Source organism: Ruegeria atlantica (assembly GCF_013032505.1).
In the GTDB taxonomy this organism is placed as follows: Bacteria; Pseudomonadota; Alphaproteobacteria; order Rhodobacterales; family Rhodobacteraceae; genus Ruegeria; species Ruegeria atlantica_F.
In genome coordinates this window covers 51887-66370 of the sequence record NZ_WQCG01000012.1, presented here as the reverse complement: position 1 = coordinate 66370, position 14484 = coordinate 51887, and the positions used below count along the sequence as shown (strand labels likewise).

Below are 14484 nucleotides of genomic sequence, written 5' to 3'. Positions count from 1 at the left end.
GCCGCTGCCCGGGCCAGCGTGTCTGAGGGCACGCGGCAACAGCGGCAAAGGGGGCGGCCATGGGTCAACTGAAGCCGGGATATGGCCGGGGTGTTTCCGAGCGGCGACGGCATGTGTCGGATAATCAAGCTTATGTTAAATGTGTCAGTATTATTGACCCGGTTTCAAGGGAGGTGCGCGATGAAAGACCATCTGAATAGCAGGCTGATCAAAGCCGTCGCGGGCGCGCTGATCATCGGATTGATGGTCTATATCTGGGCGCGCGTACAGCCAGGCACTGACCTGTTGGAACCAGCCTCCCCGTCAGAGCTTCCGGGACGGGGTGGCCTATGACAATGCGTGAGCGCCAAATCCTGCCAAACCGCCGCCTTGTGGAAACGCGCCGGGTGGAGACGGCCTTTGGTCAGACGGCGTTTATCTCCGTGGGCTACGACCCGGCAGAACCGCTGCGACCTCGCGAGGTGTTCTACAGCGCCGGGCTCAAATCCGGCAGCGACCTGGAATTTCTCCTGCACGATATGTGTGTGCTGGTTTCGAAACTGCTGCAATGTGGCATGCCTCCTGAAGACGTCGCAAAGTCACTCTCTCGCCAGGAAACCGCCATTGGGGACATCACCCATGCCAGCCTGTTTGGCTGGATACTCGATGCGGTATGCGTCCCTCCGGAATGGGCCGCCGCATACGATGCCGCACTCGTGGAGACCAGGCATCCCGGCGTGAACGCCGACAAAACGGAGGTCCAAAAATGACGTTTGGTATTCCCAAAACCCTCATTCCGCCAAATAAGCCGACCAGGGCTGAGCGCATGGAGAGCATTGCCCATCCGCACTGGTCTTCGATGGATGACTTTTGTCTGCTGCAGGCGCGCAGGCAATCACAGAGTTTCAGCCAGATCGCTGATGATCTGGGCCGGACACGGGCGGCGGTGGAAGTCAGGTTTCATCGCCTGCGCATCGTGCCGGATATTGAACAACTGTTGGAAGACTATGGCCTTTCCGAAACGCCATATGAGACGGCACGTGGAGAAAAAGGCCGCTCTCTCTCTGACCCCCTCAAGTTTGAGAAAGAGCGGCCCTCCGACATCCGGAGGCCAAGCCCTTGACTCTCCGTCTGTGGAATTCCGATTTGATCGTTGAATCCGAAGCTGGTCAAGCCAAGCTTGCCCGGGCGCATCGCACTGGTGTGCGGGTTCAATGCTGCTGTCGATCGCCACATCCGGAGATGTATATCGCCGCAGTTTGTGGAAGGTTTGTCGTAAAGCGGATGCCCGGAACAGGACCGGACCACACACCGGATTGTGCGTCGTTTCTACCTCCTGAAGAATTGTCCGGGCTGGCGCAGGTTCAGGGCACGGCTGTTTCGGAGAATCCGGAAGACGGCAGCACATCGCTCAGGCTGGGCTTTCCTCTGAAAAAAATCCGCACGAGCCGACCGGCACCGGAAGCAACCGGGAAGAAGCCTGCGGAAGCCGCGGCCCCGCCGCGCAAGCTCACGATCACGAGCCTGCTCAACTATCTTTGGCATGAGGCTGGTCTTGACCGCTGGTATCCGGCGATGGAAGGCAAGCGCTGGTGGGGCGTGGTGCAGCACGCTCTGATCCGCGCCGCGGCCGGCAAAGAAGCGAAGGGGCACAATCTCAGCCACATTCTTTATGTACCGGATCCGTTTAAACCGGAGCACAAGGCGCGCAATGCCGAGAGGCGCACCGCGCTGTTCCGCAGGCTCAAACCCGCCACGGCGGGCAGGGCCTTGCCGCTTGGGCTGGTGATCGCGGAATACAAGGGGCACGAGGCCACGCCGTTTGGGGCGAAAGCGTTTCTCAAGCATATGCCCGATTGCGCCTTCTTCATGGACAAGGACCTGGCGCGGCGCTTCGAGGCTGTATTTGAAGACAAGCTGTTGACAGCGCAGCATATCGAGGGATGCCATCCAATTGTCATAGCGAGTTTCAGCGTGGCGAAAGCCGGTTATCCGGTTTTGCACGAAATCGGAATGATGCTGGTCACGGCCAACTGGTTGCCGTTTGACCATCCGCGTGAGCTGGACCTGCTTTCGGCGCTGACCGGGCAAAGACGAGCTTTCATCAAATCGCAGCGCTTCAATCTCGACACGAATGCGCCCGTTGCCTCTGCGGTGCTGACCGACACGAGCGAACCCGTTGCACTCTTTGTGGCCGAAGATCCGGACAGAACCGAAACCGTTGCCGCACTTGCCGACGTGGCCAACGGGAGCCGCTTTCCTGCATGGCTCTGGCTTGATGACCCGCCAATGCCACCCTTTCCGGATCGGCTCGACCGGACAGCTTCAATGAAAGGAGGAGGAATATGAGATGAGCTTCTTTCATAAGCAAGGCCCCCTCTCCACCCAACCTGGCACGGTAAAAAGAGGGAGAGGGGGATCGTTGCAGACCATCTGGAAATGGGACCGGAACGATACCTCCTGCCTAAAGCAGCCTCGTGGCAGGCACAAGAATGCGTCACTCACATCCTGTTGGGGTGTGGCGTTCACGCTCGTTCTGCTCTTTTTCTTGTCGTTCACCAACGCTGGAGACGCGCAGGTCATCGAGTATGAACCGGACGGCAGTGTCTATCTGAATGGGGCACGAGCGGAACTCGTTGAGGGTGTTGTCCAGCCGATGCGGCTGCACGACCGGGAAACCACGAAGTCAGTACGAGAAACCAAGCAGCCATATACTTCCGGCGAAACAGAGATTTCAGGTCGCGCTCCGCGTCCCAAAGGCCCGTCGGGCGGCTGGTCGCGCGCGCGGATCGTCGCGGAGGTCCGCGCGGCGGCGCACCGGCATGGCATTCCGGCTGACCTGTTCATGACCCTGATCTGGCAGGAAAGCCGGTTTCGCGCCGATGCCGTGTCTCCAAAGGGCGCAATCGGCTTTGCCCAGCTTATGCCCGGCACCGCGAGAGATCTGGGCGTTGATCCAAAAGCCCCGGCGGAAAATCTGGATGGTGGCGCCCGATACCTGGCGGCGCAGTATCGCGCCTTTGGCACATGGGAGCTGGCATTGGCCGCTTACAACGCAGGCCCTCATCGCGTCATCCAGTACGGCGGCGTCCCCCCGTTCTCTGAAACCCGGCACTACGTCCGGACCATTCTCAGCAAAGTGAGCACATCCTGATGAAACGATCTCCATTCTTACAGCAAGTGATCTTTTTCTCACTGACACTGATTTGTGTGAGCACAGCGCCCGCCCATGCCGGTTGGCTGAACGACGCCATTGGCGATTGGGTGCGAGAAACCCTGGCGGATTCGAAACTCCTTGGCGTGACGATCGCCGCCATTGGCTTCATCTGGGGCCTTGTGGTCTACATCTTCGGTTGGGGGTCTCTCAAGCTGCCAATTGCCTCCGTGCTGATCGGCGCGGTCGTCGGGCTTGCCGACACTTTTATTGGTGGCTCGTAAGATGGCGCGCAGCAACAAGCTCTATCGCGGCCTGAGCCGTTCCGCTGAATGGGGTGGCCTGCCCGCCCTTTACCTGATGGTCATTGCAGGGGTGACATTTGCGGCGTTCTACTGGTTGGGCGTCACCCCGGCAATCGTGACGGCTTTTGTGTTCTACACAGCCCTGCGCCTTTTTTATGAATGGGAACCTGAATTCTTTCGCATCCTGTTCGTAACCCTTTCCAGAACACCAAGAACCCGGAACCGGAAACATCACGGGGGGGACTTTTACAGTGCCTAAACCTGCCGAAATGTGGTCCGTCGCACGCTCCCTGCTGGAACCGACCTGGCGCAAGGACGAAATACATCTGTTCCAGATGCTGCCTTACGGCCTGGTCGTGGATGACCGCACCATCTCGACCCGCAATGGCGGGCTGATCGGTGCGGCGGAAATCACCGGCATCAATGCGAATACGCTGGATGAGGGTGAGTTTGAGTTTCTGGCGGAACGCTATGAGCGTGTTTTGCGCCATACTCCGCAAGAGGTTGCCTTTTACATCCATCGCCTGACCGTCCCTGCGGAAACCGGTCATGCGATCACAGATCGGGACGGGTTTGCCGGTGCCCTGGCCGAGGCACTGAAAGACTCTGCCGAACAGGGCCGGCTGAAAGAACGCAAGATCATCCTGAGTGCTGTCCTGCAGCAGCGCAGGGACGCAAGGGCCAAGCAGATCTTCGGTCTCGCTGGTCAAACCATCGACGAGGAACGCCGTGAACTGATGGACCAGCTCGACGGTGTGTTTTCGGCATTGGCCGGAACTCTGGGCGATGACCGTGTGCGCCGGCTGCGCATCAGCGAAGGGAAATGGCTCGGGTATTACGGGATGCTGTTGAACGGGCGGTACCAGCCGATCATCCATTCCAACATTGCCGAACCGATTGCGTTCAACATGCCGCAAGAGGATGTGCTGTTTCAGGGCAAATCCGCCAGGATCGATACGGTGACCGGTCAGGAGCGCCGTCTGCGCGTCTTTTCCCTCAAGAATTATCCCCTCGCCTCCTTTCCCGGCATATTCGACAGCCTGGACCTGCCGGTGGATGTGGTGATCACGCAATCCTATCTTCCGCTCACCCGGACACAGGCGCAGGAAAAGGAACGCGTCCAGTCCGGGCGTATGCGCTCCGCCGGTGACAAAGCCAAGTCACTGGAAGACGACCTGTCTATCTTTGCCGACGGGATTGCCTCGGGCACGCTCTCGGCCGGAAAGCACCACCTTTCGATCTGCGTCTTTGGCACAGAGCCGGAATTGCAGATTGCCGAACGGCACATCACCGGATCTATCCAGATCGCGGGCGGCACGTTAAAGCGGGAATCCTTCTCGGCCCGGGCGGTGTATTTCGCGCAGCATCCGGGCAATTTTGCCTTCCGGACGCGCGAGGAACTGATCACCGACCAGAATTTTGCCGACATGGTCGCGTTTCACATGCGCCCCGGGGGCCTCCCGGCAAGCAAACTGCCCTGGCCCGGCCCGCTGGCGACATTCCCCACCACGCAGGGCGACCGATACGATCTGTCTCTTCATGCGGCCCGAACCAGTGACGACCCGGAAAACCTGCCTTCCGGTCATACGCTTGTTCTGGGTCCGAACGGCTCCGGCAAGACCGTGATCGCAATGCTTTTGGCGACATCGGCCGTCGCCCAAGGTGCCCGGATCATTGCCTTCGACAAGGATCACGCGATGGAGGCCCCGCTTCGGGCGCTTGGCGCAAGATACAGCCGTGTGCGTGTGGGGGAGCCCACCGGCATGAACCCGTTTTGCACCGAGACCGACAAGGCTGGGCAAAGCTGGCTGGCAAATTGGGTCACGGCCCTGATGAGCTACGACGACACCCTCTCACCGGAACAGAAAGAAGAGATCACCCGCGCTTGCCAGGCAAATGCCACGTTGCCACCGCCCCTGCAGAATTTCGATTCATTGCGGGATCGGTTCAAAGCTTTCGATGACGGGCGTGCCCTGTTCAAGCGGGCGGGTGAATGGGCCAGCGGGGGACGTCTGGACTGGATGTTTGGCGCGGGGGGCGAAGATCCCTTTGCCGCCGGTGACCGGCACCTGGTGTTTGATATATCCGAGGTTCTGGATGACGGGCTGGTGCGGCTGGCTTGGATCAGCTACGTGATGCGCCGGATCGAGCGCCGCTGCGCGGAAAAAGTGCCAACGCTCTTCGTCATCGATGAAGCCTGGGTGATTGCCGGGAACGAATATGGCGCGAAAATCCTGACAAACGGCTACACCACGTTCCGCAAGCTGGACGTTGTCATGATGATGATGACGCAGATCCCCGACCACATCCTGTCGTCGCGGGCCAGCAAGTCGATCCTGGAAAACACCAGCACAAAGCTCTTTTTCCCGTCCCGCGACGGCGACGAGAACGACTACCGAAAAATTGGGTTGAACAACACCGAGCTTGGCGCGCTCCGGTCTCATTTCGGGGACCGGGTGATGCTCATGAAAAAAGGCAACGAGTCTGTCTGGCTCGATGTCGATCTGAGCGCGCTCGGCCCCCTGCTCCGCGTTCTGAGCGGATCGAACGGCAAAGCGTTCACCGACCCTGACTGGCGACAAAACCCCAACTTCTGGAAGGATATCACATGACCGGAAAACTCCTATTCGCCCTGGCGCTTCTTGCCGCTGTTGCCGGATGCACCGGCAGCTATTCGGGCTATCGCAGTGATTGCGCCTGCGATTTCGAAGCGCTGGAACCCGCAGATCTGGGGCTGGTCTGATGCAGAGGTTCAAAGCCGCCCGAACCACCGCCGCCACACTGATCCTGTCGGCCCTGCCGGTTATCGCAGCCGCACAGGGCGTGGGCGTGCCGACCTTTGACGGGGCAAACATGACCCAGAATGCCGCCAACTCCGCTCGTGAAGTCGCGGAAATGGTACGCCAGTACGAGCAATTGCTGGAGCAATACCAGATGCTCGAACAACAACGCAGTTTGCTGGAGAACCAGTTCAAGGCGTTGTCTGGCCTGACGGATCTGTCGGAGTTCAGCAGCCGCAGGTTTCTGAGGCTCGCCAACTCGCTCGACATGTTGGATTACACGCTCGATTCCACGACCGCCGCCACCGGCCTCCCGGATATTGCCTCGGCGGCACTGGAGCGTCGCTCGATCACTCTGGGCCTCGATGATGGTCTTCTGGGCGCATACAGCACATCCGACATTGCTGCCCGGCGTATTGTCTCGGAACGTGGCAGCGCCGGGCTGGTGACTTCGGCGCTGGGTGAAAACGGCTACGACCAGTCCAACGAGCTGGCGGAAGATGCTGAAGACCTGCGCAACGAGCTTGGACAGCAGGAAGAGCTGAAAGATGCGATCGATTACAACACGGCCGTTCTTCTGAAGCTTCTGCAGGTGGAGATCGAAGTCTTGCGCGGCATCTCGGCCATCGCCCTGACGACGGGAACGGAGGCCGCAGCCACCGCAGCGGAAGGTGCAACCCAGATCAACTACGCAGGAGAGGACAGACCATGAAACGGAGTCGCATTGCCGCTGTGAAGCCGAAACTTGTAGCGACGTGCAGCCCATGATCGAGGGCTTCGTTGCCAAGATCGAGGCCGCGATCAACAATTTCAGCGAAACGGCCTTCACCAAGCTGGCGGCGGATCTTGCCTCTGCGCTCTGGCAGATCGCTGCGCTGGTTTTTGTGGTTATGATGATCAACGCGATCCTGCAGATCAAGCAGGTCGGGCTGCTGGCTTACACGGGCTGGTTTGTGCGCATCGCCATCATCATCGCCATGGCAACGAGCTGGGACAGCTTCGAACCCATTTATAACGGGATCAACGGGCTGGCTGACAATATCAGCGGTGCCATGACAGGCGGGGCGAACGTCTGGGTCACGCTCGATAACATTGTCACCAAGTGTTTTTTTCTTGCGTCCACCGCGTTCGAGAATGCGACATGGGGCCTGAGCCTGACAGGCGTGGTGCTCTGGGTTGCCGGTGCCATCATCGCAGCCTTCGGAACGGGTCTCGCCTTGATTGCCAAGGGGGGTCTTGCCGTCGCGCTTGGCCTCGCGCCGGTGTTCATCTCGACCCTCATGGTCTCCGGATCCGCCAATATCTTCGCGGCCTGGGCCAAGACCGTGGTCGGGCTGGTCATGGTCATCGTGGTTCTGACCGGCGTGGTCTCACTGATCACCGCGCTGTTTGACAGCCAGATATCCGCTGTCACCACGGAATCCAAAATAAAGGAAATGGGCCAGTTCCTCGCGGTCTGCATCATTGCCATTGTCATGCTGACCCAGATCCCGCCGCTGGCGAGTGGCATGGCGGGGGCGATTATTGCCGCATCGTCCGGCATCGCTGCTGCCGCGGGTGCGGCGGGCGGCATGAAACGGCTCATGGGCGCGGCCGATTCCGCCGTGCGGAAGACGGTTACCGCCGGAAAGACGTCCGCCGCGATGGCAAGCGCTGCCAGGGACGGTTCAGGTGTCCGCGAAAGTGCATCGCGTGCCATGAACGCCCGCCGCCAAATCATGCAAACAGCCCGCACCCAAAGCAGAGAAGCCCGGCAAAGCATCGCAGCAGACGACTTCAGAAAGGGTCTTGAGACCGGACGAAACAAGAAACCAGGAAACGGTCAGGGGTAAGAGCAAATGACTCATGTAACGGAACACGAAAAAGAGCTGTTTCTGAGTGCACGCCGGGACGCACACAGATGGCAGGTGATTGGTTTTCTCGGCCTGCTGATCGGGGTCGCGTCGATAATCGGGTGGGTGATCATCCTGCCCCTTAAGGAAATCCGGGCGGTGCCGCTGTCAATCGATCCGAACACCAGGCTGCCAGTGTTACTGACGGAGAAGGTTCAAAAGCTGGAAGCATCCGAAGGCATGGCCTTCCGGGAGATTGCCAATTACGTGCGCGACCGGGAAACCTATGACGTTCAGGACAACAAGGAGCGGATCGGGTTCGTGCTGCGCCGGTCTGATGAGCTGGCGGAATCGTCCTTCCGCGATCTCTGGGACGGATCGAACCCCGACCACCCCGACGAGATCTACACGAACAGGACGAAGGTTGAGACCGATGTTCTGGGTGTAACGCCCGTCAATGACACCACGGCACAGGTGGAGATCCGCAAGACACTCGTCGTGCCGAACCAGCCTGAAACCTCAGCCCGCTATGTTGTCACCGTCACATATGGGTTCGAGGAAAAGATCGTGACCTCGATGGATGAGCTTCTGGAAAATCCGTTTGGCTTCGTCGTCACAAATTACCGCGTAGATGCAATGGGAGACCTCTGATGCAGAGACTGTTCAAGACACTTTCGATTACGACCGCACTGTTGGTGGCCCTGGCTGTGGCCACCGTTGCGGAAATCGCACCAACACCGGACGGCCAGAATGCGGATCCTCGTGTGGCGCATTTCCACTACGCGGAAAACCAGGTGTATCGCATCAACGTGGGTGAGCGGCTGATCACCTATATTCACTTTCCGCAAGGGGAGACGGTACGCAGCATCGGGTCCGGCGATACGGAAAGCTACCAGATCACCCGCCTGCAGGAAGGCCGGGTCATCGCCTTCAAACCGGAAATCCTGAACTCCGATTCAAACCTCACAGTTCTGACCAATCGGGGCATGTATAATTTCTATCTTGTCCCTGCCACGACGGATGCGGAGCGTGCGAAAGTCCCGTTCCGCGTCACAATATACCCGGATGAGAAACACACCGGGGCCTCCAGGTCATCCGGCTGGCTGGGTCGTGTTGCGCGCAGCGAGCCAAAACCCACCGGCAAATTTGTGAACTCGAACTACTCGAAATCCGGCAAGGCGGGTTTTGTACCCACCGCCGTCTGGGACGATGGCGTGCATACCTACATGCAAATCCCGCAGGATGCCGAATTGCCCGGGATCTTCCGGGTGCTGCCGGATGGCCGGGAACTGATGGTGAACACCACCGTCAAGCCGCGCGGGGTGATCCAGGTCCAGGGGCTCTCAGAACTCTGGACGTTGCGCATCGAGGATACATCCATCTGCATCCGCAACGATGAGGCCCACCAGAACAACACCAGACCGATACATACCGCCCTGCTCAACCGCCCGGGCGACCAGAGATGAAACAGGAAGAGGTCATTGCGGCGCGGGCGGCGGCTGAGCAGCCGACGCCGCGTGTCCGCAAAAGGATCGATCAGAAAAAACTCGGCGTTGCCGCTGCGGCCTCGGTCCTCTTCTTCGGGTTTCTCTGGATTGTTGTCAGCGGCGATAGTGACAACGCCAGCCGCAGTGGCGTGCGGGTCGATGCGTTGCAACAGGACAGCGGAGACCGCTACGGGCTTCTGATGGCACGCGGCCCGGAAACCGATGAGCCGAACTCCGACCCGGAAGCGGAGCGGATATCGGTCGCTCCGGCCCCTGCCCCCGTGAAGACCCCGGTTCAGGTGGAAACCGGGAGTTTGGACAAGGCTCTTGCCTCGATCGAAAAGCTGAATGGCCGGATCGATGAGCTTCAGAGCGAGCTGACAAAAGCAAAGATCGCCCTGACCCAGAAGGAAAGCGAACTCACAACCACCAAACGGAGCCTGGACCAACTGCAGGATCAATATGACCAGCGTGAAAAGCGCTTTGCAGCCGAGTTGAGCAAGGCGGTTGCCGATGCCGAGGCGCGCGCCCTGGCAGGCTCCGGGCGCTCACACGCACAGGGCCTGTCCGAAAGCGAAAGGCTCCGGCTCGAAGAACTCAGGAAACAGCGCAAAGCGCAAAACCAGTCGAACGGCATTGTGTTCGATGAAAACCCCTTTGGCAGAAAGAAATAGGACAGACACCGATGAACAAGACTACTCTTTCCCTCACGCTTCTTACCCTGGCCTCATCCGCTACCGCACAAAACGCAGGCGGGACCAGCCCGGAGTATCAGCCGGTCAACACGCCGTCACAGCCGATCATTTTTCAGCCCTATCCGGCAACGCGCCAGGCAGGGACACAGGAGGATACGCGTCGGCCTGAAGAACAGCGTGCTTTTATGGAAAACACCAACACGACATGGCAAAACAACATGGTCGAAGAGTTTCCGCCCATTGTCGGCGCCTCCATGATCGATGATCCGTCGCGGACATTGACGCAGGGCACAGTGCTGGACGCGGTTTTTGACGGCGCGATCAGCTCGGAATTGCCGGGCAGCGTCGTAGCGACACTGACGCGTGGCGTCTATTCGATGGATGGGACTCGTTTGCTGTTGCCACGCGGTTCCAAACTTTATGGAGAATACCGCGCGGACACAGAACTGGCGCAAACCCGTATCATGATTGTCTGGAGCCGTGTCATGACCCCTGACGGGCTTTCCGCGCAGATTGGGTCGGCCGGTACAGACCCACAAGGCCGCACAGGTGCCACCGGCATTGTCAGAACGCATTTCGGGAAACGCTTCGGCTCGGCCGCCCTGCTCTCCCTGATTGGTATTGCCCCTGTGGCGCTGGTTTCTGATAGCGACAGCAACAACACGGTGCGCACGGATCTGGCAACGCAGGTAGGGTCCAACACGCAGGACGCCACCGCGGCCGCGCTGGAAGACTATCTTCGGATCACGCCGACAATACATGTGGATCAAGGCAGCCGCATCAGCGCCATTCTGCAGCGCGACGTTGTGTTTGACAGCTTTTGATCATGGCACACAAAAAGACCCCGCTCCCAGATCTCCCTATTGCGGAGATACGCCGCGTCGAAATCCAACCCGGTTCCTTTGCGACCATAACCGTGGGGTATCGCACAACCGATCCGGAGCTGCCCTGCCAGATCTTGTACAGCGGCGGATTTGAAACTGAACCATTTCTTGAATGGAGGTTCCGCGACTGCTGCTCGATGATCACATGGGCGTTTGAAAACGATATGCGGCCTGACAAGCTTCAGGAAGTTCTTTGTGGGCCAGAATTTCAACCACACGAGATTGCGATGGCATTGAAGATCCTGGAGGTGGCGCAAACCCCTCCAAAATGGCCTGCAATTCTGAGGCTCACATAATGACCGGACAAACTGACACCGGATTGCTGGACTATTACACCGGCAAGATTGCGCATCTGCTTCAAGATGAAAGCCTGAGTGAGATCTCCATCAATCCAGACGGGGCTGTCTGGATCGAACGTATGGGCTCGACTCGTATGGCCCGAACCGAGATCACCATGACCCGCGATGAGGTTGAGAATGTCGGCCGCTGTGTGGCTGGATTCAGTGATGTGACATTTGGGGAAAACAAGCCGATTGCCACGGCCAATGTACCCACGACAACGGGAAAGGCACGTGTCCAGGTGGTCATTCCCCCGGCTACAACCGGCGTTGGCTCCGTGGCAATCCGCCTGCTCCGCGTCAAATCCGTCGACCTGAGCACGTTCAGCTTCACCAGCGGAAAACCCGCCCTGACGGAAATGAACGACCACAGCCTTTTGAATGAGGCCCGCAATGCGCTGATCCTCGGAGAGATCAGTTTCAGGCGCCTGGCGGGCACTGCCATGGAAAATAAATGGAACGTGATCGTTGCCGGCGGAACATCGTCAGGCAAGACGACGGTTCTGAACGCGATGTTGAAACGCGTCGATCATGATGAGCGGGTCGTCACCATCGAAGAGGTTGCCGAGCTGGACATCGAGCAGCCCAACGCCGTGAGTCTGTTGGCGGATCGCTCCGAGGAAAACGGCCCCCGGTCTCCGACAAAGCTGCTCGAATCCGCTCTGCGCCTGCGCCCGGACCGGCTGATCTGCGGTGAAGTCCGGGGCGATGACGCGAACATGTTCCTGGAACTGGTCAACACCGGCCACGACGGCTCTGTCTGCACCATGCATGCAAATTCCCCCGTCGATGCTGTCGGCCGTCTGAGCAAGATGGTGCGGCGCGGATCTCCGACCGTGCAGAAGGCGGAGGTGGTCGAAGACATACGCGCCACCATTCACATGATCATTCACATGAAAAAAATCGGTGATGAGCGGAAGGTGAACGGCGTGATTTTCCCTCCCCTAATGCAACCCGAGCAACTGAACTGATTGGAGAAACTATGAAAAAGTTCGAATACACAACCTGCACATACCACGTTTATGACAAGGAATACGATGAACGCCTGAACAAGATGGGAAAAAACGGCTGGGAGCTGGTGAGCGTCGTTGATGTTGAACTCAGCGGTTTGCATTGTTTCTTCAAACGCGAGGTGGTCGATGACTGAGTTTCAGGAGCTGCCGCGCACAGCTCGCATGGCATTGGCGGGCATGATGGGCCTGCTTGCAACGGCTGCCGTTACCTACCTGGTTGTCGGTCTCTATCTCGAATGGATCATGACATATCGGTTTGCCGGGATGGATCTCTGGACCATTCCTGCAAAGCTGGCCCTGCAACCGGTCGGGGCACAGCAGCACATTCTTCTGCTGGCAACCGTGGCCGTCCTGTCGCTCACCACCCTCTTTGTCATCGCCGCGATCCGCGGCCCGTCCACGAAATACGGTGACGCGGTGTTTGCGAAACCGCGCCAGCTCGTCAAGGAAGGATACGCGACCCGGCTGAAGCTCGGTTCACCACTCGACAGCGAGATTGTCTTTGCCAAGTTCGGCCCTCCGGACCAGAAAAATGCACTTTTTTACAAGCCGGACCCGAAGGTCCAGAAACCACATGCCGCATTCATAGCCCCCACCGGTTCGGGCAAGACCAGCGGATTGGTCATTCCCAACGTGCAAAGGTTCAACGGATCTTGCGTGGTTCTGGATATCAAGGGCGAGATATTCAAAGCAACTGGCGGCCGACGCAGGGCAATGGGCGATGAGGTCTATGTCTTCAACCCTGAAAACCCGTCCAGAAGCCACAGCTATAACCCACTGCGCCGGGCCGTGCTGGCCAAGGATCTTTCCGAGCGCTGGATAGAAGTCATTCAGGTGGCAACCCAGATGTTCGAGACGCCCAGCTTGAACGCCCAGAGTTTTTTGGGCGGCGTCGAAGGCATGTTCTGCGCCATGGCGATGCTGGTGATCAAACGCGATCGGCCATACATCTCGGAAGTCCTTCACCTGATCAAAACCACCAAGCAAAGCGAGTACGAAAAACTGGCAAAGGAAGTTGGTTATCCGCTGGCCGCCGATGAATTTCTGAGTATCGCGGATGATGAGCCAAAAATCTTCAAATCAACAAGATCCGTGATGAACAATTCCGGCCTGCAGCTCTGGCGCAACCCGTCTGTGGCGCGGGTCACACAAGGAAATGACATCAATTTCGAGGATTTGCGGCGCAAGCCTGCCGCGATCTACTTTTCGATATCAGGAAAGAAGGTGAAGGAATACAAGACACTCATTCGCCTGTTCTTTCTCGATCTGGTCAACACCATAGAAACCGACGAACCGGGAGAAGATGAGCCGTTCAAGGTGCTGATCCTGCTCGATGAGTTCCAGCGTCTTGGCAACCTTGAGCGCGTCGTTGAAGCCTATGACACCATGCGGTCATTTGGCGGGCGGCTCGTGTTGATTTCTCAGTCGATCTCCCGCCTTCAGGAAATCTACGGGCATGAAGGGGTGCGTGCGATGCTGGCGAACGCCGGAACGCAGGTGTTCGCCGCCAGTGAAGACCCCGAAGTGCGCGAGCATGTGTCCAGGTCGATCGGCGACAAGACGGTCATCTCCAAGTCCTGGTCCCGCAGCATGAGTAAAATGGACATGGGCAGCCTGTCCATTCGGGAGGAAGGCTTGAGGCTCATGCGCCCCGAACAGGTCGGCCGATTGCCGGACGATGAGCTCGTGCTGATCCGCGAGGGCAAAATGCCGGTGATCGCGAAGAAGATCCGCTACTTTGAAGACCCATATTTCCTGCAGTTCACCGGTCGAAAAGCCCCTGAAATCAAAGGCAGGCATGTGGACCTGAGCCGGGTACAGGCCAAGGACACAAACCTCAAGCTCGCGAAGTCTGACACGGCCGATCTCCCTGAAGGTTTGAAGGATGGCGACAAAACTCTGGCCCAACAGTTCGAAAAGGCACGCGTTGACGCCGGCGTTCGAACCCAAGAGGCGCGTGAGCTCATGCAACGAACACTGGCGGGCAGCCAACAGAACGCAACATGAGAAAAGGAGC

General features: G+C 58.5%; 18 protein-coding genes. All 18 read left to right on the top strand.

Annotated elements, in window-relative coordinates; all coding sequences use genetic code 11:
- The first annotated feature begins 180 nt into the window (after positions 1-180).
- The 18 genes from GOW92_RS23550 (at position 181) to GOW92_RS23470 (ending at position 14474) form a co-directional block, all read left to right on the top strand.
- Entirely contained in the window at positions 181-333 is a 153-nt protein-coding gene (locus GOW92_RS23550; RefSeq protein WP_170565893.1) for a hypothetical protein, read from the top strand.
- A complete protein-coding gene (locus tag GOW92_RS23545; RefSeq protein ID WP_170565890.1) occupies positions 330-749 on the top strand; it encodes a TSCPD domain-containing protein in 420 nt (139 codons plus the stop codon). The genes GOW92_RS23550 and GOW92_RS23545 overlap by 4 nt, the downstream gene beginning before the upstream one ends.
- Entirely contained in the window at positions 746-1102 is a 357-nt protein-coding gene (locus tag GOW92_RS23540; RefSeq protein WP_170565887.1) for a hypothetical protein, read from the top strand. Before GOW92_RS23545 ends, GOW92_RS23540 begins: the two co-directional genes overlap by 4 nt.
- Positions 1099-2328, top strand: coding sequence for a DUF1173 family protein (locus GOW92_RS23535; protein ID WP_368040323.1), 1230 nt, complete (start codon positions 1099-1101; stop codon positions 2326-2328). Before GOW92_RS23540 ends, GOW92_RS23535 begins: the two co-directional genes overlap by 4 nt.
- Before the next feature lie 73 nt (positions 2329-2401).
- Positions 2402-3133 (top strand): lytic transglycosylase domain-containing protein, encoded by a 732-nt coding sequence (locus GOW92_RS23530; RefSeq protein WP_254453130.1) that lies wholly within the window; start codon positions 2402-2404, stop codon positions 3131-3133.
- A complete protein-coding gene (locus GOW92_RS23525; RefSeq protein ID WP_170565884.1) occupies positions 3133-3417 on the top strand; it encodes a hypothetical protein in 285 nt (94 codons plus the stop codon). Before GOW92_RS23530 ends, GOW92_RS23525 begins: the two co-directional genes overlap by 1 nt.
- Position 3418: 1 nt before the next feature.
- Positions 3419-3697: a VirB3 family type IV secretion system protein gene (locus tag GOW92_RS23520; RefSeq protein ID WP_170565881.1), complete on the top strand. Its 279-nt coding sequence runs from the start codon at positions 3419-3421 to the stop codon at positions 3695-3697.
- Positions 3690-6050, top strand: a complete 2361-nt coding sequence (locus tag GOW92_RS23515; protein WP_170565879.1) for a hypothetical protein — start codon at positions 3690-3692, stop codon at positions 6048-6050. Before GOW92_RS23520 ends, GOW92_RS23515 begins: the two co-directional genes overlap by 8 nt.
- Positions 6047-6181 (top strand): hypothetical protein, encoded by a 135-nt coding sequence (locus tag GOW92_RS25240; protein ID WP_302477331.1) that lies wholly within the window; start codon positions 6047-6049, stop codon positions 6179-6181. The genes GOW92_RS23515 and GOW92_RS25240 overlap by 4 nt, the downstream gene beginning before the upstream one ends.
- Positions 6181-6930, top strand: a complete 750-nt coding sequence (locus tag GOW92_RS23510) for a type IV secretion system protein (protein WP_170565876.1) — start codon at positions 6181-6183, stop codon at positions 6928-6930. The genes GOW92_RS25240 and GOW92_RS23510 overlap by 1 nt, the downstream gene beginning before the upstream one ends.
- Before the next feature lie 52 nt (positions 6931-6982).
- The gene (locus GOW92_RS23505; protein ID WP_170565874.1) at positions 6983-8050 is read left to right on the top strand and encodes a type IV secretion system protein; all 1068 of its coding nucleotides are present in this window, start codon (positions 6983-6985) and stop codon (positions 8048-8050) included.
- Positions 8051-8056: 6 nt separating this feature from the next.
- Positions 8057-8701, top strand: a complete 645-nt coding sequence (locus GOW92_RS23500) for a virB8 family protein (RefSeq protein WP_170565870.1) — start codon at positions 8057-8059, stop codon at positions 8699-8701.
- The gene (locus GOW92_RS23495; RefSeq protein WP_170565866.1) at positions 8701-9516 is read left to right on the top strand and encodes a TrbG/VirB9 family P-type conjugative transfer protein; all 816 of its coding nucleotides are present in this window, start codon (positions 8701-8703) and stop codon (positions 9514-9516) included. Before GOW92_RS23500 ends, GOW92_RS23495 begins: the two co-directional genes overlap by 1 nt.
- Positions 9513-10211, top strand: coding sequence for a hypothetical protein (locus tag GOW92_RS23490; protein ID WP_170565864.1), 699 nt, complete (start codon positions 9513-9515; stop codon positions 10209-10211). Before GOW92_RS23495 ends, GOW92_RS23490 begins: the two co-directional genes overlap by 4 nt.
- Before the next feature lie 11 nt (positions 10212-10222).
- Entirely contained in the window at positions 10223-11056 is an 834-nt protein-coding gene (locus GOW92_RS23485; protein ID WP_170565861.1) for a TrbI/VirB10 family protein, read from the top strand.
- A 355-nt stretch (positions 11057-11411) separates the two neighbouring features.
- Positions 11412-12425 (top strand): ATPase, T2SS/T4P/T4SS family, encoded by a 1014-nt coding sequence (locus GOW92_RS23480; protein ID WP_170565859.1) that lies wholly within the window; start codon positions 11412-11414, stop codon positions 12423-12425.
- A gap of 11 nt (positions 12426-12436) precedes the next feature.
- Complete coding sequence (locus GOW92_RS23475) at positions 12437-12601, top strand: DUF4177 domain-containing protein (protein WP_170565856.1); 165 nt, start codon at positions 12437-12439, stop codon at positions 12599-12601.
- A gap of 208 nt (positions 12602-12809) precedes the next feature.
- Complete coding sequence (locus GOW92_RS23470; protein WP_170565854.1) at positions 12810-14474, top strand: type IV secretory system conjugative DNA transfer family protein; 1665 nt, start codon at positions 12810-12812, stop codon at positions 14472-14474.
- Positions 14475-14484: the final 10 nt, after the last annotated feature.

Bases quoted from the DNA above. Each gene is read 5' to 3' on its own strand.
- GOW92_RS23550 (WP_170565893.1), top strand. From the start codon at position 181: ATGAAAGACCATCTGAATAGCAGGCTGATCAAAGCCGTCGCGGGCGCG.
- GOW92_RS23545 (WP_170565890.1), top strand. From the start codon at position 330: ATGACAATGCGTGAGCGCCAAATCCTGCCAAACCGCCGCCTTGTGGAA.
- GOW92_RS23540 (WP_170565887.1), top strand. From the start codon at position 746: ATGACGTTTGGTATTCCCAAAACCCTCATTCCGCCAAATAAGCCGACC.
- GOW92_RS23525 (WP_170565884.1), top strand. From the start codon at position 3,133: ATGAAACGATCTCCATTCTTACAGCAAGTGATCTTTTTCTCACTGACA.
- GOW92_RS23520 (WP_170565881.1), top strand. From the start codon at position 3,419: ATGGCGCGCAGCAACAAGCTCTATCGCGGCCTGAGCCGTTCCGCTGAA.
- GOW92_RS25240 (WP_302477331.1), top strand. From the start codon at position 6,047: ATGACCGGAAAACTCCTATTCGCCCTGGCGCTTCTTGCCGCTGTTGCC.
- GOW92_RS23510 (WP_170565876.1), top strand. From the start codon at position 6,181: ATGCAGAGGTTCAAAGCCGCCCGAACCACCGCCGCCACACTGATCCTG.
- GOW92_RS23505 (WP_170565874.1), top strand. From the start codon at position 6,983: ATGATCGAGGGCTTCGTTGCCAAGATCGAGGCCGCGATCAACAATTTC.
- GOW92_RS23500 (WP_170565870.1), top strand. From the start codon at position 8,057: ATGACTCATGTAACGGAACACGAAAAAGAGCTGTTTCTGAGTGCACGC.
- GOW92_RS23495 (WP_170565866.1), top strand. From the start codon at position 8,701: ATGCAGAGACTGTTCAAGACACTTTCGATTACGACCGCACTGTTGGTG.
- GOW92_RS23490 (WP_170565864.1), top strand. From the start codon at position 9,513: ATGAAACAGGAAGAGGTCATTGCGGCGCGGGCGGCGGCTGAGCAGCCG.
- GOW92_RS23485 (WP_170565861.1), top strand. From the start codon at position 10,223: ATGAACAAGACTACTCTTTCCCTCACGCTTCTTACCCTGGCCTCATCC.
- GOW92_RS23480 (WP_170565859.1), top strand. From the start codon at position 11,412: ATGACCGGACAAACTGACACCGGATTGCTGGACTATTACACCGGCAAG.
- GOW92_RS23475 (WP_170565856.1), top strand. From the start codon at position 12,437: ATGAAAAAGTTCGAATACACAACCTGCACATACCACGTTTATGACAAG.